We start from the raw sequence: 24883 nt of genomic DNA, 5'->3' as shown, positions 1-24883 counted from the left end.
AGCGAGTTAGTTTGGGCTGAGATTGTTGCAAACAAAGACCAAACTACCCTAGAATAAAATCAAAAAAGAATAGACGTACATGCCCTTTTCACGCGCTTTGCTTTTGGCTTTCAGCATTTTATGGTCAGTTTTTGCATCTGTTGCCCATGCTCAGCATATAAAGCAACTGTACGATGAAGATAGTACCCTCGACCTTTCAGACTCCTTGTACTATTTGTACGAAACTAATTATCAACTTAGCATTAACGATATCGCGCGCCGGAAGAATGATTTTCTGGTACATCCGAGTAGTAATCCGAACTTTGGTTTTCAAAACAGTGCCGTATGGATTCTTTCGTCAGTCACTAATGTATCAAATACTTCTGACTGGGTTTTTACCATCAACTTTAGCCAGTTAGATAAAGTAGACTTTTATCTTATTCAAAACGGCAGAATCCTCGCACAAAGCCGTCAGGGCAAAGTTCAGCTAGAACAACAGTTTCGGGTTCCTACCTTACACGCAAAGATAGACTCAGCGAGTCCAGTAGACTTATACATACGTGTTGAAAGTCAATCATCCAGTATAATTGTGCCTCTTCGCGCGCAGGCTGCGGAACATCATAATCGTTATTTTCAACTCGATAGCTTGTTATGGGGTGTCTTTTACGGAGGGCTGCTGATATTAGCGATTTATAATTTAGTGCTGTATATCGGTGTGCGAGAAAAAAGTGTTTTAGCTTACGTAGGCTACATTTTTGCCGTAATCTTGTGGCAGGTTGTGTGGGGAGGCCATACTCACTTTATCTTTTCCCAAGGTATTCCCGTGTCGCTCGTGGGCCACACCGAACTCATTTTCGTCATTATTGGTATTACCTCAGGCCTATTCACTATTTCTTTTTTAGACAGTGAAAACAATGCGCCTACTTTGCATCCCATTTTACAGCTAATGCTGGTAGCACAAACGCTAATCGGCTTGGTTTGTTTTGCCGATCTTATTCCGCCGATGTGGAAGAATAACCTTGTATACGGCGTTGGTGTAGTATCGATATTAAGCTATGTCGCAGCTGGCTTTGAGGCCTTTTTCAATAAGTTTAAACCCGCGAGATATTTTATTGTCGCCTGGGGGTTATTAGCCACCGGCGCAATCGTTGGTATGCTCAGCTTATTCGGTATTCTTCCCACCAACGACTTTACCACCTACTGTTTTCAGGTTGGCGTATTTTTAGAGTCCAGCTTGTTCTCAATTGCCCTCATGGAAAAAAGTAGAAGTCAGCTTGAGTATGACGTGGAGCAAGCCACAAACGACTTACATAACAATATGGAGTTGATTGAAGAACAGAACGTACGTTTAGATATTGCCCGTAAAGATGCTATCAAGGCCAGCCACGTAAAATCGCAGTTTTTAGCCAATATGAGCCATGAAATTCGAACGCCTCTCAATGCTATTTTGGGTTTTAGTAAAGAGCTCAACAACGCGTCCCTGCCAACCGACCAGCAGGAGCAGGTGAGGATAGTCAATACGGCCGCCGACAGTTTGCTCACCATTGTTAATGATGTGCTCGACTTCTCTAAAATCGAGGCAGGTAAACTGTCGTTAAATAATCAACCCTTTTCACCTAACAAGCTGTTCGAAGAAATGGTCACCATTATGGCTAAGTCTTCTCATAGCAAACGCATTGAGTTTGTATTTGACCTCGCACCTTTGCCAGAAAAGCTGATTGGCGATGTCTTTCGAATAAAGCAAATTCTCAACAACCTTCTAAGTAATGCACTTAAATTTACATCCACCGGCAGTATTACCCTTGCTGTGTGTGGGCGTGCGCTAGAGCACGGTCTACACGAAGTCAATATTGAGATTAAAGATACTGGAATTGGTATTAGCCGCCATGATCAGAAAAAGCTTTTCAATGCATTTTCCCAAGTTGATGACGCATTAAATAGAAGCTACCAGGGAACTGGATTAGGACTTGTAATAAGCCGCGAACTCGTTCGTATGATGAACGGTACTCTTACGCTAAAAAGCGCGCTTGGGCAGGGCTCAATTTTCAACGTTTCGCTTAAGATGAATCAATTAAGTCAAAAAGTGGCGCCCACGCATCACCCAGATTGGATAGATAAAAAAGTGGTTATTTTCGATCCTATCCCCGCTACGCGAAAAGCTAGCGCCACCATATTAAAAGCCCTTGGCGCTAACATCACAAGTGTGGAATCTCTTGAGTACCTTGGCACATTACAAGGGCAGTACGATTACATTATGGCTACTGCGCCAGTTAGCAAAGTAGAGAACAGACATGTGCATCTGCGCAAGTTTGTGCAATTCCCTGCTAAAAACAGAGTACTGTGGTACTCAGGTCCTGCCCCCTTTACAAAATATAAAAATCTTAATCAGCATTTTCACTCTCAAATTCGAATGCCGATGACGTTGACTAAGCTTGATACACTAGTGAGCGATCGGGCGTTACCCAACTTCAACCCGCTTAAAGAGCGCGTAGACTCGCTGCCTAAAGCAAAATTGCTTGCAGTAGACGACATGGAAATGAACTTAAAGCTTTTAAATACTTGGCTAGATGATTCGGCAATTTCGCTAACGACCACCATTAGCGGCCAAGACGCCGTAAATAAATGCCAGACACAAGAGTTTGATTTAATCCTCATGGACATTCAAATGCCCGGTATGGACGGTGTGCAAGCTACTCGTGAGATTCGAAAAACAGCAATGAATATGGGCACCCCTATTGTTGCTGTTACAGCACATGCGCTTAAAGAGGAGCGAGAAAGGTTACTAGCCTCAGGAATGGATGATTATCTTCCTAAACCTATTGAAATAGAGTCGTTAATTACACTGATTAAAACTTGGTGCCACGACGCAGAGCCTGGCGAAATTGTGTTTCCGTCTGTGGACTGGCAGCTTGCGTTAAAGCGGGCAAATCAAAACCAATCCACAGCTAAGGAGCTTTTGAACGACTTTATTACCATGCTGCCAGACACTTTGCGTGTTATTGAGTCACTTCAACAGCAAGATGCCCGAGAAGAGCTTCTTGCCGAAGTTCACAAGCTTCATGGAGCCTGTTGCTACACAGGCTTACCGCGTCTTCAGCATTTAGCGAAGGAATTAGAAATTGCGTTGAAGCTAGAGCAAGCTCACCTTATCGATGAATATTTGCCCGATTTAATCAAAGAGGCGCACAAGATTATATTTGAAAATACTGAGATCCACTGACCCTAACTCACGATTATTATAATTCGATTCACTGATCTCTGAATTCTAATCGCTACCTTGCGGCTCGCTTCGGGCGTTTTGGCACTGCACAATTAATGCCGCAAAGTCGCACGGTTCCCTGTCAAGCTCTGAACTCGCAATGAAAATGTCGTAGCCCAAACGCTTTCGCAACTCTACCATGCGATGAGCAAGCATAGCCTTTATCCCAGTAATGGCTGTTCCGTCGTCTAAAACAAAGTGCTTATCGTCAAACATCGACTGCTCGTAGCAGCTCCCCGTAGCGCAATTACTGTCTGAATTGTGCAATAGCAAGGGGCGCTGCTCCATCAACAAGTGCGTAGCTAAGCGTGGAGATATCGTGTTGAGAAAATCGGTATAGCTTTTCAGTTTGAAGCCCACTGTTTCCAGCGCCACATGGTCGAGGCCATGTCGTATTCGCGGGCAATCTGCGCGCTGTAGGTTGTCCCAGTGAATGCGCCAGCTTCCCAGTCTATGTCGGTATGTAATGAAGTCTTTAGCGATCTCCAAGCTATAGTTGGGCTCGCGAACTTTAAAAAAACCGATAAGCAAACACACTATGGCTGCGCTTGTTAAGAAAATGCCAGCCAAAAATAACCATTCAGGTAGCAAACTAAGCCACAACGCAGACAATACTAGCCCGACACAGCCTAACACTATACTGGTTAAGCCATTGCTTTTTGACGCGGCTTTGATGAATATGGGTTCTACACTACTGCCAGACATATAAATACACTATCAACATTATAACGGCCCAAAGAACGTAAAGACGGTATCGCCTGCATGTGGCGCAGTCAGTGGTTAACCAACGTTTAACTAACGACTTTTTCTGCATATGCGTCGACACTTCCTACGACAAACTTTTACATCGCACTTTATATACGCGATTTAAAAATAGATAGTTTACCTTAAACCGCTACGCTGGATAGCTGCCTGTATTCATAGGTGAAGCATTTAGTTGACTGCGTTTATACTGATAGCGTTTAAACGCAGCCACTATAGTAGGCGTAAACACCAGCGACAGCATGACAGAAAAGCCCACGCCCCCCGCTATTACAACAGCAAGTGGTGGCCAAAAACTTCCCTCACTAAACAGTAATAACGGAATAAGCCCACCTACTGTCGTAAATGTAGTAGATAAAATATGACGACTACAGCTCATTGTCTCTTCGACAATGGCTTTGGTATCTCCACACCTCGCCTTAGGGTTTGCATTAATGGCAGCAATCACAACAATAGAGCCGTTTATCGCAACCCCTATAAGACCTGCGCAGCCAAGCAGTGGATTAAACCCTACCGGAAGCCCTGATAACCACAGACTGAACATGCCTAAGCCCACAGATAAAACAGCGACTAAGCCGATAACGCTGGCCATACGTAAGCTGGAGAAAGTAAGAATAAGCGTAGTAATCATAAGTACTAGTAGCACAGGTGCATAAGTTGCCAATTGACCTAACGCTTGCTGCTGCTCATCCGCATCACCCGCGAGATGAATTCGATATCCCTGAGGTAGCGTTAAGTTTTTATCAAGCAACTCTCTTAAGGTATTGCTAGCATCTATGGCCGGAACGCCGGGTAAAAGAAAAGCCTGAATTCGGTTAAGGCGCTCGCCGTTTACCCGAGTAATGCTGCTTGTGGCAGGATTGAGCGATAAGGTTGTTACAGCGGCAAGTGGAGACCACGAAATGGCGCTGTTAGCGGCTACCGGGATCGGCATTGCATCTACCCCCATTACGTCTTGCCTGAACGACTCAGCTAACCGCACTCGTACAGGAATTTCTTCTGTACTTTCAAGTACCGAGCCTCCGGTAATACCGGAGAAGTTTATTTGCATTTGAGCGGCCAAGTCTGCCAACGATATGCCCAGATACGACAGTCTATCGCTATCTGTATCTATGTTCAGTTCGGGTTCTCCCATGGAGATACTGGCAATAGATTGAGAGATACCGTCAATCTCTGACATCAATGCTCTAACTTGCTCTCCCAGTTCATTCAACGTGTTTAAATCTGGCCCAAAAATTTCAACTTCTACAGGTGCCGCTATAGGCGGGCCTTGCCCAAATGCGCGTACCACTATTTGAACCTCTGGGTACAAATTATCTAGGTCTTGCTGTAGCTTGCCCACTAAGGATGATGCCCCCTCCACCGTGCGGGTTGTCACTACCGCATTAGCGAAGTACGGCATATTATCGCGGGTCATAGTTTGATTATAGTAAACGGAAGGCGCTGAGCCTCCAACCAGCCAGCTCACCTGCTCGACACCATCGTATTGTCTAATCTGCTGATCTACCCTTAAGGCATAAGCGCTTGTGTTATCAATACTGCTGCCCTCTTGTGTCCAAAGGTATACTTCAAATTGGTCTCGGTCGGCACTAGGGAAAAACACATTAGCAAGTTGAGTTGAAAGCGCAAAACCAGACAAACACAAAACGCAGATCGCAGAAATAACTAGCGTGGGTTGCTTTATCCAACGCCCAAGCTGCTTGCTGAATGCGGCAGTTAAATGAGGAGCTTGAATACCCACTTGCCACCAAGAAGACGAGGAGTTTTCTGTTGCCTGTTCGGCGACATTAGTGCCCTTGGCAACTCCATCATTTTTAGGCAAAAAACGTGCGGCTAATGCGGCAATGATAGTGAGCGAGATAAACAGAGATCCAATTAGCGCCATCACCACACTAATCGCAATAGGGCCGATAAAATCACCTATGTTTCCATTGAGCAAAAAGATAGGCATGAAGCCCAACACGGTTGTAAGCGTTGAAGCCAGTAACGGCGCAAACAAATGCGCTACGCTTTTTGCCATCGCCCCCACTCGTGTAAGCTGTGGGTCTTGCAGGTTGATACGTATTTCGTCGGTTATAACAATGGCGTTATCGATTAGCAGACCAATGGCGATAATCATGCCAAAAATTGACATCTGATGTATTTGCTCGTCATAAAAACTCAACGAAAACAACGCAAACGAAGCGCAAAGCGGCAGCGCTAACCCCACAATCCATGCTGCTCTAAAGCCCATAAACAGTAAGATTACCAGCATGACCACAGCACAGCCCATCAATAAGTTCATCGATAAGTCTGCCAAGCGGGTAGCTGTGTATACATTTTGTTCAAAGGCAACCGATGCGGTTAACGTGCCATCGAAGTCGCGGTTAAACTGTTCGACTTCTGCTAACGCCTTTTTTGTCCATACGTCAGAACGCAGAGATGGCTGCATTCGCGCGGCAACAAAAATAGACTCTTTACCGTCTAGAAATGCCAGTTCGCTGCGGGGGGTACTAAAACCGCGGGTGACGCTAGCCACATCTTCCACTCGCAAATAGCGACCACCTTGATTTATAAGGGGGATCGCGGCAATCATATCAACACCACTTAGCCCCTTGCTCACACTAAAACGTAAGTTACTCTGCTCGGTATTTAACATTCCGGCAGGCAGTTTAGGGTCGGCGTTTTGTATTCTTGCACTCACTTGCTGAAGGGTAAGCCCCGTTGCCGCAAGCTTTATGGGGTCGATGCTAACGCTGATTTCTTCGTTTGGTTCTCCATACACGCGAACAAGCTCGGTACCGCTTACATTTCGCAGGCGGTCCGTTAACTCTTGGGCAAGTCTTGCTGTCAACGTGATTGGGGTTGTATCGGGGTGCTCAGCACGCAAAGATAACAGCAGAGTAAACGCCGTCGCGCCCCGCTTTTCATCAAAAATAGGATCGGAAGTGCCTTCGGGGAATAGGGCTGATGCGGCCCCTATAGCATCTCGTATCTCGCTAAATAACTCTTCGTTACTGCTATTATCAATCCAATCTTGGGTTTCAATGAGAATAATTGATATACCTGCTCGCGAGGTAGATTTAACTTCTTTTATCTCGAATATTTCTCGTAGCCTATCTTCTAACACATCGCTAACAAGCGCCTCAACACGCTCTGCAGAGGCGCCAGGATACTGAGTAATGATAAGTGCGTTTCGAGTGTCAATTCGAGGGTCTTCAATACGTGGCAAAGAGCCCAGTGCGGATAATCCGGCAACCAAGATGATCACTAAGCTGAGTACGAGTAAATGCCCTCTGCGATAAAAAAGCGTGTACCAAGGGTAAGCTTTATTGTCATCAAGGCTTGGAGTTTTCATGGCAACATCTCGCCCAGTTCAGCGCTTGCAGTACCAGCTTTAACGCGCTGGCCTGGTGCGAGTTTATGGGTACCGCCGACAACCACCTGCTCTTGCTCTTTTAGCGCACCTCGCACAAATGCTTTGCTTCCATCTGTATAAACTACGTCTACTACTCGAGCCTGAAGGGTACCAACACCATTGTCACCACCCTGATTGTCTAAAACGAGCACGCGCCACAGCCCCCTTAAACCGTTACTTAATGCTGAAACAGGAAGCCATGCTCCTTGCTCGGTATGAATGCGGGAGCCAGACAGAATAGCCATGTCGCCAGGTCGCACCTGCGTATTACTGCTCAAGCTTACAAGAATATCGACGGTACGAGTTTGTACATTTCTTACGGCGAGACGCTGACTGACCGTTCCCTGCACATCGCTCTCTCCCACCTGCATTGTTACAGATTCACCAATCTCAAACTGATCCACAATATCAGCAGGCACTGCAAATCTCGCTTGATATTTATCGTTACTGGTAACGCCAATGACCGCCATACCGGCATTAATCACACTCCCTTCATCAAAAAGACGGCTATCTACCTGTCCATCGAACGGTGCATAAAGAATAGCTCTATCAAGTGCGACATTCATTGAATTTAACGATGCACTTATTTCGTTTACTCTTGCAGCGGCTACGTTTAACGCCGCTTGAGTTTCATCGAGTCGCTGTGCTGACTCTAATTTTTTTTTGACTAAGGATTGAGTTCTATCATTGTTTATCTTAGCTAAATTTAAATCAGCTTTTACCCTTTCTAAAGAAGCGCTTAATTCTTTTTGCTGTGCAACAAGGCGCTGTGTATCTAAACGAGCTAGGACATCCCCCTTAGACACTGTGTCACCTTCTTCTACCAGCACCTCTGTCACTTCTCCACTCGAGTCGAAGGACAACAGGGTCGACTTAGGAGACTCAATTAAACCGAAAACATTGATAGGAGTTTCAAATTGTTGGCGCATTTCTACCTTGGTTAGTACAACGGATACTGGTTCGCGTTGACCCATGGTTTGCGTTGCGTTGCCCTGCCCTGCTGCCATTAAGAGAGCAACGAGAGAGGCTATGAAGACCATTATTGCAATGTACAGAGGCATCTTATTTTCGTTAGACGCCGTATCAGTAGTGCTCATGCTTATATTCCTACCTGCAGTGATAACCTTCAAAATGATGAAATGTCATGCTAATATATAAATACTAGACCGTCCAGTATGATAATTAATTCTTTGCCTGGGCGTGGTTGGATCATCAAGCGAGGGTTGTAGTGTCGCAACAAAAGAAACAGGGAAGGCCTAAAAGTGAAGAAAAGTCTCGGCAAATACTTATAGCCGCTTCACAACTCTTTTTAGAAGAAGGTTTTGCCAAAACATCGATGGATAACGTAGCTAAGGCATCTGGCGTATCTAAGCAAACGGTATATTCGCACTTTGAAAACAAAGATGTACTGTTCCAAGCTGCCATCTCTTCCAAATGCCGATCTTATCAACTTGATACCGATGAACTGTGTGAGCTGCCACTTACTTCTGCTAGTTTTGAAGAGTGTTTAATTAAAATTGGTGTTCAATTTGTTCGCTTAATTCAAGACCCACAAACCATCGGTATTTTCAGAGTGATTATTGCCGAAGCAGTAAATAACCCTCATGTGGCTTCGCTGTTTTATCAAGCTGGACCGCAAGCGTCGCTAGATGCCTTGGGGCAACTTATTTTCAAACTAAGTGAAGACCCTCAGACAGGACAAAATGACTTAACGAAAGCGCGAGCTAATCAATTAGCCCTAGATTATTGTGCGCTGTTAAAAGGCGAATTCCATACCCTGCTATTGTGTGGTTTACACTCTCCCATGACCGACGCACAAACCTATCAGTATGCAAAACAGGCGGCAGAGAAAATATCAGTTTTGTTCACTTACTTTACTCATCAAGAGAGCAGTTAACACTCGCCAGTAACTCCCCCTGTGTCACACTGACAGCTAAGTGAAGAGTGAATACATTCGGCGCATTACATTCCGGTTTTAGCGGTCAAATTAAGCGCCGTTGGAGGATTACTTATTGGGCAGTTTGTTATACACTAGCGCCGTTTTCGTTGATGATTGAGTGGCTCATGTCTAACTTTACCGGTAACCATATTCTTTCGGTTAATCAATTCGATCGCGAGGCCATTGAGAAAATATTCTCAGTCGCCGATTCTATGCAACCCTATGCCAGACGAGAAAAGCGAACTGCAGTTTTAGAGGGCGCGATTCTGGGAAATCTCTTCTTTGAACCAAGCACGCGTACCCGAGTCAGTTTCGGTACAGCTTTCAACCTGTTAGGTGGTGAAGTAAGAGAAACCACTGGAATGTCTAGCTCTGCACTCGCTAAAGGGGAGTCGCTCTACGACACGGCCAGAGTACTCAGCGGTTATTCAGACATCATTGCCATGCGTCATCCTGCCGCAGGTTCTGTAGCTGAGTTTGCCGAGGGCAGTCGGGTGCCGGTTATAAATGGCGGCGACGGTGCCAACGAGCACCCCACACAAGCCCTGCTGGATTTGTTCACCATTAAACGAGAGTTAGAATACAACAAACAGGGAATAGACGGGCTTCATATCGCTATGATTGGCGATCTGCGCTACGGACGAACGGTGCACTCTCTTTCTCGATTATTATGTTTATTTAACAACGTGCGCTTTACCCTTATATCTCCCAGAGAATTGGCGATGCCACAGCCCGTTATTGATGCCATTGAAAACGCAGGCCATAAACTTACCATTACCGATACCCTTGAAGGCAATATGGACGCCGACATTTGCTATCAAACGCGCATTCAAGAAGAGCGCTTCCCGTCGCAAGATGAAGCAAACAAATATCGAGGCAAGTTTAGATTAAACCAATCAATTTACACACGACACTTTCAATCGAAGACCGTCATTATGCATCCACTTCCGCGGGATTCGCGTATGGAAGCAAACGAGCTGGATAACGATTTAAACCTTAATCCAAACCTAGCCATTTTTCGTCAAACCGATAACGGTGTGCTGGTGAGAATGGCTTTATTTGCTCTCACCCTTGGTGTAGAGCATCTGGTCACGAAATACGAGCGTGACGTTGTTTGGTACAGCAATAAGAGTAAGTAATTACATGACAAAATCTGAAACACTATTTACCCGAGCACAAAAAACCATACCAGGTGGTGTTAACTCCCCCGTGCGCGCTTTTAAAGCTGTAGGCGGCACGCCTCGCTTCATTACAAAAGCAGACGGCGCGTATATGTGGGATGTAGACGGTAAACAGTACATCGACTACATTCAGTCATGGGGACCAATGGTTTTAGGTCACAATAACCCCAAAATACGAGAAGCTGTAATTGAGGCGTCGTATAGTGGTTTATCATTCGGTGCGCCAACAGAGGCCGAAGTTATCATGGCCGAAACCGTGAGCAAGCTCGTGCCCTCCATGGAAATGGTACGCATGGTAAACTCGGGCACCGAAGCAACTATGTCTGCCATTCGACTAGCCCGTGGCTATACCGGACGCAACAAAATTGTGAAATTTGAAGGCTGCTACCACGGCCATGCCGATTCGTTGCTTGTTAAAGCTGGCTCAGGTGCGCTGACACTCGGAGTTCCAAGCTCTCCCGGTGTTCCAGCCAATGTTGCCGAACATACACTTACCGTTGAATATAATAATGTGGATTCAGTGAAAGAAGTGTTTGCTGAACATGGCAATGACATCGCTTGTATCATAGTAGAGCCAGTAGCGGGTAACATGAACTGTATTCCTCCTGTAGAAGGCTTTCTTGAAGGTTTACGTGCGGTATGTGACGAGTACGAAAGTGTCCTAATTTTTGACGAAGTGATGACCGGCTTTCGCGTTTCGCGCGGCGGTGCTCAAGAGCGTTATGGGGTTAAACCAGACCTTACTTGCTTAGGCAAAGTTATCGGTGGTGGTATGCCTGTGGGCTGCTTTGGCGGTAGAAAAGACATTATCACGCATATCGCGCCAACGGGGCCGGTTTACCAAGCAGGAACGCTTTCAGGTAACCCAGTTGCTATGGCAGCAGGCCTAGCTGCTATGGAGCAACTGCAGCAACCAAACCTATATGACTCTATCTTTGAGAACACTCAAGCGCTGGTAGATGGTATGCAGGCGTTAGCTGACAAACATAATATTAGTCTAACTACTAATGTTGCTGGAAGCATGTTTGGGATATTCTTTACCGACGTTGAGAAAGTGACAAATTACAAACAGGCGATAAACTGCAATACCGAGCAGTTTAACAAGTTTTATCACGGTATGCTGAACGAAGGGGTTTATTTAGCCCCGGCTTCTTATGAAGCGGGCTTTGTTTCAAAGGCGCATGACGCTGACGTGATTGCAAAAACCCTCGAAGCCGCTGATAGAGTTTTTGCCACTCTGTAAGCTATTAGCGCTTTGTCTGTGCTTTAATAGCATGAGTTTACAAGGGCGCAGCCTTGCAAATTAAGAGGGGTACTTCAACGAAGTACCCTTTTTTGATTGTTCTGCGTTAAGAGTTTTTGTTTCTGAGCTTTTCTTAAACCTCATATCTCAACTATTGTTCACTTGAATTATACGGCTTAATACGTTTACCTTTTATATTCACATTTAGGAATACATGTCGAGCCTGACTGCTCGTTTAACTTTTTCTTCTACACCTGAAGAAACGACTTAAAGTAAGAATAGCTAATGTTATCGATGGAATGGTTGTTAGGAATAGGGATTGCTGTACTTCTTGTATACAGCATTGTCATTACTGTCCTACTTATTAAACGCAGTCGTCGTTTTGCTCGACGAGTAGCCCAGTTTAAAAAGAATAGGCGCAGCGCAGATTATGGCGTTGAAAAAGAACTTCTTTTCCAGCAGGCAGCAGACGAAGCCCTGAGACTTAATCAAACCTTCCAGAAGTTTGTCCCAAAACAATTTGTCGAGCATATGGCTAACACCGATGTTGATAACCTCGGTTTAGGCTACGCCTCCGAAAACGAAGTAGCCATTATGTTTTGTGACATTAGAGGGTTTACAGGCTTTTCTGAGCGCATTACACCACAAGAGTTAATGAATTTTTTGAATTCATACTTTACCCGCATGAACGACCCTATTCATCAAAACAGTGGTTTTATCGATAAATTCATGGGCGATGGCATTATGGCGCTATTTGATCACCCAGGAGGCACAGCCCGAGATAAGGCAATAGACTCATTAAATGCGGCGTTAGATTTAAGAAAAGCGCTCACTATCTATAATGGCCACAGAAAAAATAGTAACTATGCCCCAGTAAACATGGGTATTGGCATACATTTTGGTGCAGTTATTATGGGTACGGTAGGCTCTGATGACCGAATGGACACAACAGTTATCGGAGATAGCGTTAATATTGCATCACGCTTAGAGGCGTTAACGCCTAAATACCATGCGGATATCATTGTCAGTGCTCAAGTTCTTCAAACCCTAGGCGCAGGTTATCCTATTAAAACTCGACTGCTCGACTGGGTTCGCGTTAAAGGCCGCCAAGCGCCTATTGAAATTTATGAAGTACTTAGCCATCTACCCGAAAGTGAGCAGCAAGAAAGACTGGCAGTTCAATCTAAAATTGCAGCTGGTTTAGCATGTAGAATTAATAAGCAGTGGGACGAAGCCATTGCCTACTTCGAGACTGCACTTGCTGTTAATCCGAATGACACTCTTGCTCACCATCATATTGATGTATGTCGTATTTATCGCAATGTTGATCTCGACGATGACTGGGACGGAGCACTAGTGCTTCAATAAAGGGCTTAAGTGCTGTCTGTTGAAAGAGTCGCTTGCGATTTAATAAAATTTACCGAAGGCGCAAAAAATGCAGCCCCTGTCTCCGCGCTTGTGAAGTCCAACCACCTATCGTAATCGCCTTCTCCATTACCGTATATTTGACTCTGTAACATATGCTTAAACGGGCGGGCACTTGCGCTGCAGCAAACTGACAATAAACCTTGCGAAGCCATATCACCATAGGGCATGCCTTGTTTCATCAGCCTTGGCTCGTCTCCACCTGCGGTTGAACTGACTGCTCGCACACAATGGGATGAAGCAGACTGCTCTACACTAGGTAAATTATGCTGCTGGGTTGTTCCCATAACCTGTTCTTTTTGACGTTCAGATAAACTATTCCAGCGTCTGAGATCGTGTCTGTACCGCTGTACATGCAAATAGCTTCCGCCTTGGAAATCTGGGTCATCGTCTTCGCTGATAACAGCAACTTTTCGACGGGTCATCCCTCTTGGGTTGTCTGTAGCATAGAGAAAACCGTTCAAATCCCGTCCGTCTAGATAACGAAAACCGCGTATTTGCTCTACCAACTCAACATGAATACGCAATAAATCCATCACTTCAATACCCACAGCGTGACAAATATCCAGCCTATCTGCTCGTATTTGAATAAACAGATCGCAAGGGGTGGTGGGCGCGCTACGATCTTCACATTGCATATCGGGAAAAGGGGCAAGTTCCACAGGTATTAAACCTGGATACACGTCGGCCCAATAACTTGTTCCCACAGCGATAACACCGGTAACCATGGCTTCATAGTGCTCATTTTCAAAGTGCTCGAAAATATCTAGCACTCTGGCTAATTTGGCTCTAACAGCTTCGCTGTCGTCATCGACAACGTTGAGCATTAAATATTGCGCATGCAAATTTGGCTCTGCACATATGCCTTTTTGTGATTGTGTCATTGCTGCTCTTGTTATTATTTATCAGTCTTTTTAAAACTACACACGGGTTATAACTACTCACGGGTTATAACTACTCACGGGTTATAACTACTCACGGGTTATAACTAATCACGGGTTATAACTAATCACGGGTTATAACTAATAACGGGGTGATAGCAACATGCGTGCTCAACTGTGCTGACAGGTTCTCGGCTTTATTCACCGTTAAACACCGTTATTCATAAATAACCGGCAAAACACAGTAACGCCCTTCAAAAGCCTTTTACTGTGTATTGCGTATAAGTGGTTATGCTAATACGTACCAAATAATAGTGTGCTTAATAGCCAGCTGCTTGTCCATCTTTTCTGCTTTCAGAAGCACCAAAGTAAACGCCTTTTTTAGCGTCCCAGGCTATTGCTTGATAGCCACCAAATGCACCTACCACACGCTGCAATGTATGTCCTCTTTCCATAAGCTCTCGCTGAACCTCCTCGCTGAACCCCGATTCTAAGCTTACGTACCCCCCGTCTAGCATGAGCTCTCCAGTTGGGCTGCTTGAACCGCTATGAAGTATTCTTGGTGCATCTCCGGCCTCTTGCAGGTTCATTCCAAAGTCGAGAACATTCACGATTATTTGGGCGTGCATTTGTGGCTGCGTTCCACCTCCCATTACCCCAAAGCTCATGACTGGGCGACCATTACGCGTAACAAAAGCCGGGATAATAGTATGAAACGGACGTTTGCCCGGTCGATATTCATTGAAGTGCCCCTCTTCCAAAGTGAACATTTCCCCTCGGTTTTGCAGCACAAAGCCCAACCCTGGAGGTGTCATTCCTGATCCCATGCCGCGATAGTTACTTTGTATTAGCGACACCATGTTGCCTTCTTTGTCTGCTACCGTTAAATATATGGTGTCGCCTTCATAAATCCCTGCATCAACGCGAGTGGCGGCCTTTTCCATATCAATGAGTGATTGGCGTTCTTTGGCGTACTCTTTAGATATCAACCAGTCTACAGGAATATCGTTAAAGTCTGGGTCGGCATAGAACTTGGCTCTGTCTTCAAAAGCTAATTTCTTCGCCTCAACAAAGGTGTGAATATAATCAGCTGAGTTGAACCCCATTCCTTCAATATCGAAGCGCTCTAGTACATTGAGTATTTGTAAAGCTGCAATGCCTTGACCATTAGGGGGCAGTTCCCAAACGTCGTAACCACGGTAATTAGCGGATACTGGCTCTACCCACTGTGATGTATGAGACGCTAAATCTTGATAGGAAAGAAACCCACCTTGGGCTTCCATATAAGCATCAATAGTGCGCGCTATATCCCCTTTGTAGAAAGCATCTCTGCCACCAGTAGCAATTTTCTCATAGGTAACAGCAAGCCCAGGATTTTTGAAAATATCGCCTTTTTGGGGTACTCGCCCATCAATTAAAAAAGTATCAGCAAAGCCATCATAATGACCAATTCTATCGGTGTTCATTTGCCAGTAATACGCAATGAGCTCTGAAACCGGAAAGCCATTTTTCGCATATTGAATGGCAGGAGTAAGAAGCTCAGCCATGGACAACTTGCCAAACTTTTCATGAAGTTTAAACCACCCATCAACCGCTCCTGGCACAGATACGGGTAGCGGCCCAAACTTGGGAATTTTGTTAAAACCACGTTCTGCAAATACGGCTTTCGTCAGCGTACGAGGTGAGCGCCCCGATGCATTGAGTCCAACCAGCTTTTTTTCGTTCGCATCCCACACAATAGCAAAAAGGTCGCCACCTATACCGCTGCCTGTAGGCTCAACAAGACCCAGCATGGCGTTGGCGGCAATAGCTGCATCAACCGCGCTTCCCCCTTTCTTTAACACATCTAATGCAACTTGCGTAGCAAGAGGCTGGCTCGTGGCTGCCATTCCGTTTTGCGCAATTACCTCAGATCGGCTTGCAAATGCTTTACCCGTTACTCTGTCATAAGCAAATGATGAAGATATACCGAAACAAACGCATAACGCTGTGATGAAAAGTGAAGTTACAGTCAGTAAACTCTTTATTTTTATTATCATAAAAGCCTCTTTTTAGTGAAAAGCGCTTTATTAGTGTAGCGCCTTACCTGCAATACGCATAGGCTTATTCTAGAACGAAAAAAGCCCCGCAATTGCGAGGCTTAAGAGATGTTATTCAGGCATTATTGTTGTTGCTTTATCGCCTACATCAATATGTATTTATTGTTAGCTTACGAGCGACCGCTGGTGAAGTCTGGATATGCTTCCAAACCACATTCGCTCATATCCACGCCGTCGAACTCTTCTTCTTCTGAAACTCGGATACCCATTGTCGCTTTCAGGGCTACCCAAACTACTAGGCTAGTTACAAATACCCATACAAAGATAGTTGCTGCACCAAGAAGCTGACCAGAGAAGCTTGAACCGTCGTTAGTGATTGGAACAAGTAGAAGACCAAGTAAACCAACAACACCGTGAACAGAGATAGCACCTACCGGATCATCAATTTTAAGCTTATCAAGACCCACGATGCTCAGTACGACTAGAATACCGCCAAGGCCGCCAAATAGTGTTGCTTCCAATGGAGTTGGTGTAGAAGGCTCTGCCGTAATCGCCACCAAACCTGCTAACGCACCGTTTAATGCCATTGTTAGATCTGCTTTACCAAACAAGATACGAGCTAAGATAAGCGCCGCAATAGTACCGCCCGCTGCAGCAGCGTTTGTGTTCATGAATACGATAGCAACAGAGTTTGCGCTTTCAACTGTCGCAGTAGCAAGTACAGAACCACCGTTGAAACCAAACCAGCCCATCCATAAAATGAACGTACCAAGCGTTGCTAGAGGTAGGTTAGCACCAGGAATCGCATTAACTTTGCCGTCAGCAGTGTATTTGCCTTTACGAGCGCCAAGAATTAACACACCAGCTAACGCCGCAGCTGCACCAGCCATGTGAACAATACCCGAACCTGCGAAGTCAGAGAAGCCAAGGTCACCTAGCGTATACATACCAAATACTGCTTCACCGCCCCAAGTCCAAGCACCTTCCATTGGGTAAATGAAACCAGTCATAACCACAGTAAAAGCTAAGAACGCCCAAAGCTTCATACGTTCAGCAACTGCGCCAGATACGATAGACATTGCAGTAGCAACGAAAACAACCTGGAAGAAGAAGTCTGCAGAAGGCGCATAGGTAGCAGGATCTTCCGCAACGTCTGTTGCGCCGTCACCTAAAATGCCACTTAGGAAAGGACCCCATTCGCCACCACCATACATAATGCCGTATCCGCAAATCATGTACATTGTGCATGCAATAGCAAACAAAGAGATATTTTTAGTTAGAATTTCAGTGGTATTTTTAGCTCGAACCAAACCGGCCTCAAGCATGGCAAAACCTGCCGCCATCCACATTACCAGCGCGCCGCAAATTAAGAAGTAAAAGGTATCTAGCGCATACCCAAGTTCAAAAGTGATTTCCATTATGGTTTTCTCCGCAAATATATCGTTATGGCTTACAGCGCGTCGGTGTCCGACTCACCAGTTCGAATACGAACGGCATGTTCAAGGTCGTATACAAACACCTTGCCGTCACCAATTTTGCCCGTCTTGGCAGCGCTAACAATGGCTTCAACCAAACGCTCTACCTGATCATCTTGGACCGCAATTTCTAATTTAACCTTGGGTAGAAAATCTACTTGGTATTCCGCTCCGCGGTAGAGTTCTGTATGTCCCTTTTGACGTCCAAAGCCTTTTACTTCGGTCACGGTTAGACCGTCGATCCCGATTTCTGAAATGGCTTCACGAACATCATCTAGCTTAAATGGCTTGATGATAGCAGTGACTAATTTCATGTGATGCTCCCAGTTTATTGTGATTATTCTGCAAAAATTGCGTACTTACAGGAATGTATACCAAGAGGTATGCCATAAATAATTATGCATATAAATCAGATAGATAATCATAACGAGAGAGTGAAAAGACAAAAACAATGCACCAAAATGGTGCGGAAGAAATCTTATGCCCAAAAATGACGCGAACAAAGTTCACATAAATCAGGTGTGACTCAATATGCTGCGGAACTATCATTTGAAAGGTAGGTCTGTAAATGACGATGACAATGAACTACACCTCGATTTTTGCGCCTGAGCGCCTAATTCAAGACCATGCACGCAAACAGCACTTCGCATGGCGTGGTCTATTGATATCTTTATGTGTTCATATAGGTGGCGTAGTGATTATCATCTTGCTAAGCCAACACGGCATTGAAAAAAAGAAAGCGACAATAGCTAACTCCCCCTCAACAGCCACAATAAAAGCCGTACTTTTTAGACCATCGCCCAGCGTAGATAGAACGCAACCCATTAATAATATTGAAAGTAAAGAGGACTCTGGGAATATTGGAAGTGAGGATAGAAGCGTATTGACCTCACCGGCTGAGCAAGAACCCGCTAGCACTGAAAGACAAATAGAAAAGGTGACACCCGAGCCACCTGCACAATCGCCACCTGTAGATATACAAACAAGCCAAAATCCTTCTGTCGCACCGGAGGTTCCTATTAAAAAATTGATACAAAAACAGCAGGCAAATCGTCAGGCGGGTCGTTTAAAGGTGTCTAGCGCCCAAGCAGCAGCGGAATATCTAGATAATTATAACAAAGCGCGTATTGGCGAAGAATCTGCTAATGCGGCCTCGTCTTATGCAACGAAAAAAAGAAGCCCCGATATTTTCGACCTTCGAAAAGGCGAAGACAGAGATGAAGAATTATACAATCAGCGTCCAGAAAAAATCGTAAACTGTACTGGCACTACCAATAAAATCCTCACGACATTGAGTGGATGGGCTGGCGGCACGATGAAATGCTCTGACAGAAACGGTCATCAGCGCTTTATCGAAGCCCGAATAAACAAGACACCTGAAGGTGATGAGCAAACAAATTAGGGCGCATTGACGTTTGCCCCCTTTTGTAAACAACGCTACGGAATTGTTGTGTTGCCAAGCATTGGCGTAACGACGTATTCTGACTACATAATAATTTAACAAGGAATAATCTGTGGCTGGAGCTAATTTACTTGCCTTACTTGACGATATTGCCACCTTAATGGACGACATTGCCACCATGTCAAAAGTGGCGGCACAAAAAACCGCTGGCGTTTTGGGTGACGATTTGGCGGTTAATGCAGACCAAGTACAAGGAATTAAAGCAGACAGAGAATTACCCGTTGTGTGGGCGGTAGCAAAAGGCTCGTTGTTAAATAAAGCGATATTAGTGCCTGCAGCCCTAGCAATTAGTGCCTTTGTACCGTCACTCATTACCGTACTGTTAGTGCTAGGCGGGCTTTACTTATGCTTTGAGGGAGCTGAAAAACTGCTGCATAAATACCTACCACACGGTGATGAGACGCAAGAGCGAGAGGCACGAATAGATGCCATTGCTCACGAAGACGTTGATATGGTGGCTTTCGAGCAAAAAAAGATAAAAGGCGCTATACGAACAGACTTTATTTTATCAGCCGAAATTATTGTTATTGCTTTAGGCACAGTAAGCGAAGCGCCTTTGACCACACAGGTTGGTGTATTGGTCGCACTGAGTTTGGCTATAACATTAGGCGTATATGGTTTAGTAGCCGGCCTTGTAAAAATGGATGACGTTGGACTTTACATGCTGCGTAAGTCATTAACAGGAAGCATGAATACTTTGCAACGCATTATCGGACGAGCCTTACTTGTTGCGGCTCCCGCCATTATGAAAACATTGGCAGTGGTAGGTACTATTGCAATGTTTTTAGTAGGTGGGGGTATCCTAACGCACAGTATTGGCGTTTTACACCACGTTACGGCATGGGCAACCCAATTAGTGCCTAGCGCAGACTTCGCGATGTCTATTTTAGCCGATGGCGTTGTAGGCATGTTAGCAGGAGCGGTTGTTGTTTTAGCAGTGACATTGATATCGCGCTTGCGCTCAGCTTCCTAATCAAAAACTAATCAGCATCAAATTAGAGCGCGCTTTTCAAACGACGTGCTCTCTTATCTCTTCTACTTCGTTTTTGGTGAAGGGCACAAAAGCCACCTTTCAACTCTTTAAAACCATCCTCACTCACAAGTTGGTTAATTTAACCAACCAACTTTCAAAACCACTAAATTTTGGTTTCACACATTCTACTCTCTACAACCGCCTTTTATCCCACACAAAATAAATCATTATAAATCAATATTTTAAACACAAAATAAAAAGTGGCACAACACTCGCAAAGAAAGATATATCGAAAGATACAAAGAAAAATAGTTACTTGATAACGACCTAAAACTTTAGGGTCGAGAAAATCGAAAGCTGCCAGGCAGTATATTTTAGTGCAGTGTTCAACTCTTATTAAAAGGAAAAAGTTATGTTTACCCGTAAAAATCTTTTCACTGCATTAATATTAACATCTGGCGTACTAAGTGCTTCTGCAATGGCCAACGACAATGTTGCTGGGTTGCAATCACAAACCGATTATTTAGTGGCCAGCGCCATTGAGGAAGTAAGACAAGAAACTTCAATAAATATTGCCTATGACGTTATCACAGCTAGTCATACATTTGAGCCTGATGCGAACGAAGCAACTACACTACTGGCAGATATTACAATAACGCCTATCTCACCTGAAACGACCGATGATAACGACGCGTAAGGAGGGAGTTATGATTACTGGCAGTACATTATTTATGCTTGTACTCGGTCCTTTTATTGCTTTTGCCGTGAGTGCTATTGCGTTTTCAACAGCACGCATATTTTTCCAGAAAGGCCATTAAACAGTTTTGTTCCCCTAGCCTTCCCTGCCTCCTTGGGCCCTAGCTCCGGTGGAAGAGAGTACGCAACCTGCATATTGATATGTTTGCATTGTTAGCTCTCTTCTTACTGGAGCATTTTTATCCGAAGATCCGCTCCCACCAGCTCTTCTTTTTATTCTTTTTATCACTGCCAACAGGTCGCCCTGAGCAATCTTGCTCGGGAGTAGGTAACACATCTAGAATTGCTGGCACGCTTAGACTGCCTGCACACCCAGCCACAACTACTGCACCGGTTTTAGCATCAAAGTGTGCAATACCTAAACCTTTTGGAAAACGCCTAGATAACGACTTTGGCGCCTGTGACTTCATATAATTTATAAAAACGGGAAGCGCACCTCCAGCCCCGGTTAAGTTAACCGTTTTATTATCATCGTTACCTACCCACACAGTGACGACATGGTTCCTATCGAACCCGCTAAACCAACTATCTCGATAATCGTCAGTCGTCCCAGTTTTGCCCGCCATATTAATTTTACCAAATGTAGCACCTATACGCTTTGCGGTGCCTTCGGTGGTCACCTTGTAAAGTGCATAGTTCAATAGGTAAGTTGCTGCTTCATCTACACGCTGAGAGAAAAACTCCGCTTTTTTCCATAGCAACGCGTTTTCGGCAGTCACTACCGATGTAACTGTGTGTAGAGGAATGTAGCGACCATCATTAGACAGGGTCTGGTACATCTGATTGGTGGCAAATGGTGTGAGCTCAAACGCTCCGAGCGTCATTGAAGGCACCTCATCTAACGGCGATTTCACACCAAGGCGTTTAATGGTATCAGCGAGAGTATCTAGCCCTACCTGCATACCTAAATTTACTGTTGGAATGTTGAGTGATTCGGTTAACCCCTGCAATAGAGGCACTTGCCCTCTAAACTCTTTGTCATAATTTTTTGGAGACCACGGCTTGCCGTTTTTGCTCTCAAGGGTAATTGGCCTATCTTCTAGGGGTGTGGCCAAATTAAACTGCGTTGGATCTTCTAGAGCCGACAAATAAACCGCGGGTTTCACAAGTGAGCCAATAGGACGCCGAGCGTCTAATGCGCGGTTGAACCCGTTATAGGAAACATTTCGATCTCCCACAATCGCTCTTACCTCACCACTTGCGCTATCGGTAATAACCATTGCGCCTTGTAGTGTCGCTTTTCTGTCTTTTTGCAGGCTGTCTAATGTGCTGGACATTGCGCGTTCAGCTCGGCGCTGGGCAACAATATCGAGTGTGGTAAATACCTTTACACCAGAGTCTCTCAAGCTAGGCTCTGCCAATATTTCGTCAAGCTCTCTGCGAACTTGCTCCATAAACGCGGGGTGCTTACCGCTGGCTAAGCTTGCTCCACTTGCCAATCCAAGCGGCATATTAATATAACGTTCATACTCTTCTCTGCCGATCTCGTTCTCATCAAACAACACACGAAGCACTAAGTCTCGTCGTTCTTTTGCCCGTTCAGCGTATTTACGAGGGTTGTAGTAAGAAGGACCTTTGATGATAGCAACTAGGGTGGCGATTTCTGGCACGCTTAGCTCGTTAGCGGGTCTGTCAAAGTAAAAATAACTGGCAAGCCCGAAACCGTGCACCGCCATGTCGCCGTTCTGACCTAGAAAGACCTCATTTAGGTATGCCTCTATGATTTCTGATTTACTGTATCTGGCATCGATAATCACCGCCATAATGGCTTCTTTCGCTTTTCTCACCAACGAGCGTTCTCGAGTAAGAAACATATTTTTCACTAGCTGCTGAGTAAGCGTGCTGCCACCTTGAACAGTTCTACCTGCGGCAATATTAGCCAATAACGCCCGTATAATTGATAAGGGTGCGACGCCGTGGTGGTTATAGAAGTTTCGGTCTTCAACAAGGGTAAGCGCTTTGGGAAGTAGCTCAGGAATGGTATCTAGTGACACTAACATACGATCTTCTCTCGAGCCGCTTGTCATTCTTGTCACCAGCCAAGGTTCTAATCTCACAGAGCCAAACTCGCGCTCTTGAGTCTTGTCGTAAATTTCTGACACTCTCGCGCCGTTCCAGCTTACCACCAAATGACGAAGAGGCTCCGCACCCTCTGGAAATTGAAATGCTCGGCGCTGAACTGTTAGCACTCGATTTTGATAGCTAAATTCTCCGCTATCATTCGCAAAGGTTACCCTGCGATAACCCAGCAAGTTTAGTTCATCAATAACTTCCTGTGGAGTAATTTCCTCGCCTTTACTCAGGCGCAATGGACGGGCAAATATTTGAGCTGGGACCTCCCACTTATTACCAGAAAAGCCCTTTTTTATCTGAGCGTCGAGATAAAACGCATAGGCCGCGAATACAACAAGCCCAACAAGTGACAGGCGCCAAAAAGCGCTGAAAAGCCATCGACGCTTGCCATTTTTCTCGTTATTTGATGCACTACGACTCGATTTGCCTTTACTGGTTGTCTTGCTTGCTGCTGAGGTTTTCTTCGATTGTCTTTTTGCCACGATAAAGCGCCGTAAAATAGTAAGTGCTTTCACTTACCGGTCCTTAAATTTATGGAGTGAACATTACCACCGCACCCGCTGCGCAACAACTGCTAAACACAAGGTCTTCAGTTTAAACAAAACTGCCATATGGAATTTTGCTCGCACTTTGCAGTCACTATGCGATAGCATGCAAACAAGTATCAAAGGAAATTTACTATGCGCTTAGTTTCACTATTCTCTGCCTCCGCCTCTTCAAAAGCGGAGGTTTTCAAATCACGTTTGTCTGTACCCGTGTTTTCCCGTGCTTTTTCTGCAATTTCGCTAGCCGTTCTGTTTTCAAGCTTTTCTGCATCGTATGTCAGTGCAAACGATGACTTTGCCAGTTGCACCTCGGCTCTTGAGCAAAAAGCGCAGCAACAAGGAGTAAGTCAGCAAACCATTGACGCTATTTTTCCATCTCTCGTTCATCAAGATAACGTAATAAAATACGACAGAAGCCAACCTGAGTTTGTGCAAACATTTCCAGGCTACTTCAGTAAACGTGTTACTGAATGGCGCACCAATAAAGGTAAGGAAATGTATGCAAAACACAAAACGTTATTGCAAAAGCTCAATGACAAATACGGTGTTCCTCCTCACTATTTGCTAGCCTTTTGGGGCTTAGAAACAAACTTTGGAAACTACAAAGGCAAAATGCCGGTGCTCGACTCACTTGCCACTCTTGCCTGTGACAAGCGCCGCAGTAGTTATTTCACGCAAGAGTTTTTAGTGGCTGTTAAGCTCTTTGAGAGAGAAAAGCTAAATCGTGAAGAAATGGTAGGCTCGTGGGCAGGGGCTATGGGGCACACTCAATTTATGCCATCGGCGTATACCCATTACGCTATTGACGGCGACGGCGATGGGCAAATTAACCTTTGGGCCAGTGAGGAAGACGCACTATCCTCCGCCGCCAACTTCCTTTCCAACTTAGGTTGGGAGGCAGGGTTCAGATGGGGGCGTGAAGTACAGCTACCCAATGACTTTAATTACCAACTTTCGGGCTACAAAAACCGCCAGTCTCTCAGTGAATGGAATGACATTGGCATAAAGCGCACCGATGGCAGCGAGCTTGGTAACGCTGACACGTCTGCTTATGTGATTGTGCCAGCTGGTCATCAAGGGCCCGCGTTTATTGCTTATAAAAATTTCAGAGTGATCATGCGCTGGAATAACTCAGAGTTTTATGCCATTTCTGTTGGTGTACTGGCAGATAAAATATCCGGAGCGTCTGGTATTCAAGCACCTCTTCCAGATCTTCCAGCGTATAGCCGAAAAGACATCATTGCTCTGCAAGGAAAGCTAAACACATTAGGGTTTGACGTAGGTAAGCCCGATGGAATTATTGGGCCTGCCACACGTGAAGGGATCCGCAATTACCAGCTCGCAAATAAGATGATTGCCGATGGTTTTCCCGGGCTTGATGTGATGAATGCATTAGATATTTCGCTAGAAAAACGCTCTTCATAATGACAAAGCCGCGCCTTCGCTTACTAGAACGCGCGGCTATTATCTGTGATGCGGGTTTTGTATAGCGCT

17 protein-coding genes are annotated in these 24883 nt (G+C 45.1%); 9 read left to right on the top strand and 8 right to left on the bottom strand.

All coding sequences use genetic code 11. The features are described 5' to 3' along the window. Positions 1–79: 79 nt before the first annotated feature. Positions 80–3199: a hybrid sensor histidine kinase/response regulator gene (locus CW735_RS01805; protein WP_100970806.1), complete on the top strand. Its 3120-nt coding sequence runs from the start codon at positions 80–82 to the stop codon at positions 3197–3199. A 45-nt stretch (positions 3200–3244) separates the two neighbouring features. Here the strand turns inward: CW735_RS01805 and CW735_RS01800 are convergent, their stop codons facing one another. From CW735_RS01800 to CW735_RS01790, 3 genes are all read right to left on the bottom strand, one after another. Next, positions 3245–3943 (bottom strand): DUF2982 domain-containing protein, encoded by a 699-nt coding sequence (locus tag CW735_RS01800; protein WP_100970805.1) that lies wholly within the window; start codon positions 3941–3943, stop codon positions 3245–3247. Positions 3944–4133: 190 nt separating this feature from the next. Beyond that, entirely contained in the window at positions 4134–7337 is a 3204-nt protein-coding gene (locus tag CW735_RS01795; protein WP_100970804.1) for an efflux RND transporter permease subunit, read from the bottom strand. Beyond that, positions 7334–8494 carry an efflux RND transporter periplasmic adaptor subunit gene (locus CW735_RS01790; RefSeq protein WP_100970803.1) on the bottom strand — a complete coding sequence of 387 codons (1161 nt, stop codon included), beginning with the start codon at positions 8492–8494 and terminating at the stop codon, positions 7334–7336. The genes CW735_RS01795 and CW735_RS01790 overlap by 4 nt, the downstream gene beginning before the upstream one ends. A 131-nt stretch (positions 8495–8625) precedes the next feature. Here CW735_RS01790 and CW735_RS01785 point away from each other — a divergent pair, with 131 nt between their 5' ends. The 4 genes from CW735_RS01785 to CW735_RS01770 all read left to right on the top strand — a co-directional run bounded on the left by CW735_RS01785 (position 8626) and on the right by CW735_RS01770 (position 13128). Continuing rightward, entirely contained in the window at positions 8626–9294 is a 669-nt protein-coding gene (locus tag CW735_RS01785; RefSeq protein ID WP_071978440.1) for a TetR/AcrR family transcriptional regulator, read from the top strand. A 167-nt stretch (positions 9295–9461) separates the two neighbouring features. After that, positions 9462–10475 carry an aspartate carbamoyltransferase gene (locus CW735_RS01780; RefSeq protein WP_071981106.1) on the top strand — a complete coding sequence of 338 codons (1014 nt, stop codon included), beginning with the start codon at positions 9462–9464 and terminating at the stop codon, positions 10473–10475. Positions 10476–10479: 4 nt separating this feature from the next. Then, complete coding sequence (hemL, locus tag CW735_RS01775; RefSeq protein WP_071978439.1) at positions 10480–11760, top strand: glutamate-1-semialdehyde 2,1-aminomutase; 1281 nt, start codon at positions 10480–10482, stop codon at positions 11758–11760. A gap of 285 nt (positions 11761–12045) precedes the next feature. Beyond that, on the top strand, positions 12046–13128 hold the full coding sequence (locus CW735_RS01770; protein ID WP_420809557.1) for an adenylate/guanylate cyclase domain-containing protein: 1083 nt from the start codon (positions 12046–12048) through the stop codon (positions 13126–13128). 5 nt (positions 13129–13133) lie between these two features. On the opposite strand, the gene CW735_RS01765 is transcribed toward CW735_RS01770, so the two are convergent. The 4 genes from CW735_RS01765 to glnK all read right to left on the bottom strand — a co-directional run bounded on the left by CW735_RS01765 (position 13134) and on the right by glnK (position 17894). Continuing rightward, positions 13134–14069, bottom strand: coding sequence for a Dyp-type peroxidase (locus tag CW735_RS01765; protein ID WP_100970802.1), 936 nt, complete (start codon positions 14067–14069; stop codon positions 13134–13136). 317 nt (positions 14070–14386) lie between these two features. Further along, a complete protein-coding gene (gene ggt / locus CW735_RS01760) occupies positions 14387–16105 on the bottom strand; it encodes a gamma-glutamyltransferase (protein WP_071978437.1) in 1719 nt (572 codons plus the stop codon). A gap of 170 nt (positions 16106–16275) precedes the next feature. Beyond that, positions 16276–17523, bottom strand: coding sequence for an ammonium transporter (locus CW735_RS01755; RefSeq protein ID WP_071978436.1), 1248 nt, complete (start codon positions 17521–17523; stop codon positions 16276–16278). 32 nt (positions 17524–17555) lie between these two features. Further along, complete coding sequence (gene glnK / locus CW735_RS01750; RefSeq protein WP_071978435.1) at positions 17556–17894, bottom strand: P-II family nitrogen regulator; 339 nt, start codon at positions 17892–17894, stop codon at positions 17556–17558. A 254-nt stretch (positions 17895–18148) separates the two neighbouring features. Here glnK and CW735_RS01745 point away from each other — a divergent pair, with 254 nt between their 5' ends. The 3 genes from CW735_RS01745 to CW735_RS01735 all read left to right on the top strand — a co-directional run bounded on the left by CW735_RS01745 (position 18149) and on the right by CW735_RS01735 (position 20712). Continuing rightward, positions 18149–18982: a hypothetical protein gene (locus tag CW735_RS01745; protein WP_100970801.1), complete on the top strand. Its 834-nt coding sequence runs from the start codon at positions 18149–18151 to the stop codon at positions 18980–18982. Positions 18983–19094: 112 nt separating this feature from the next. Next, positions 19095–20015, top strand: a complete 921-nt coding sequence (locus CW735_RS01740) for a DUF808 domain-containing protein (RefSeq protein ID WP_100970800.1) — start codon at positions 19095–19097, stop codon at positions 20013–20015. 412 nt (positions 20016–20427) lie between these two features. Then, positions 20428–20712, top strand: coding sequence for a hypothetical protein (locus CW735_RS01735; protein WP_071978432.1), 285 nt, complete (start codon positions 20428–20430; stop codon positions 20710–20712). 238 nt (positions 20713–20950) lie between these two features. Here the strand turns inward: CW735_RS01735 and mrcB are convergent, their stop codons facing one another. Further along, positions 20951–23326 (bottom strand): penicillin-binding protein 1B, encoded by a 2376-nt coding sequence (mrcB, locus tag CW735_RS01730; RefSeq protein WP_100973148.1) that lies wholly within the window; start codon positions 23324–23326, stop codon positions 20951–20953. A 198-nt stretch (positions 23327–23524) separates the two neighbouring features. Here mrcB and CW735_RS01725 point away from each other — a divergent pair, with 198 nt between their 5' ends. Further along, the gene (locus CW735_RS01725) at positions 23525–24814 is read left to right on the top strand and encodes a lytic murein transglycosylase (RefSeq protein ID WP_100970799.1); all 1290 of its coding nucleotides are present in this window, start codon (positions 23525–23527) and stop codon (positions 24812–24814) included. Positions 24815–24883: the final 69 nt, after the last annotated feature.

Source organism: Alteromonas sp. MB-3u-76 (assembly GCF_002831605.1).
In the GTDB taxonomy this organism is placed as follows: Bacteria; Pseudomonadota; Gammaproteobacteria; order Enterobacterales; family Alteromonadaceae; genus Alteromonas; species Alteromonas hispanica.
The sequence above is the reverse complement of the archived record's forward strand: the minus strand, read 5'-3'. Positions and strand labels throughout refer to the sequence as shown.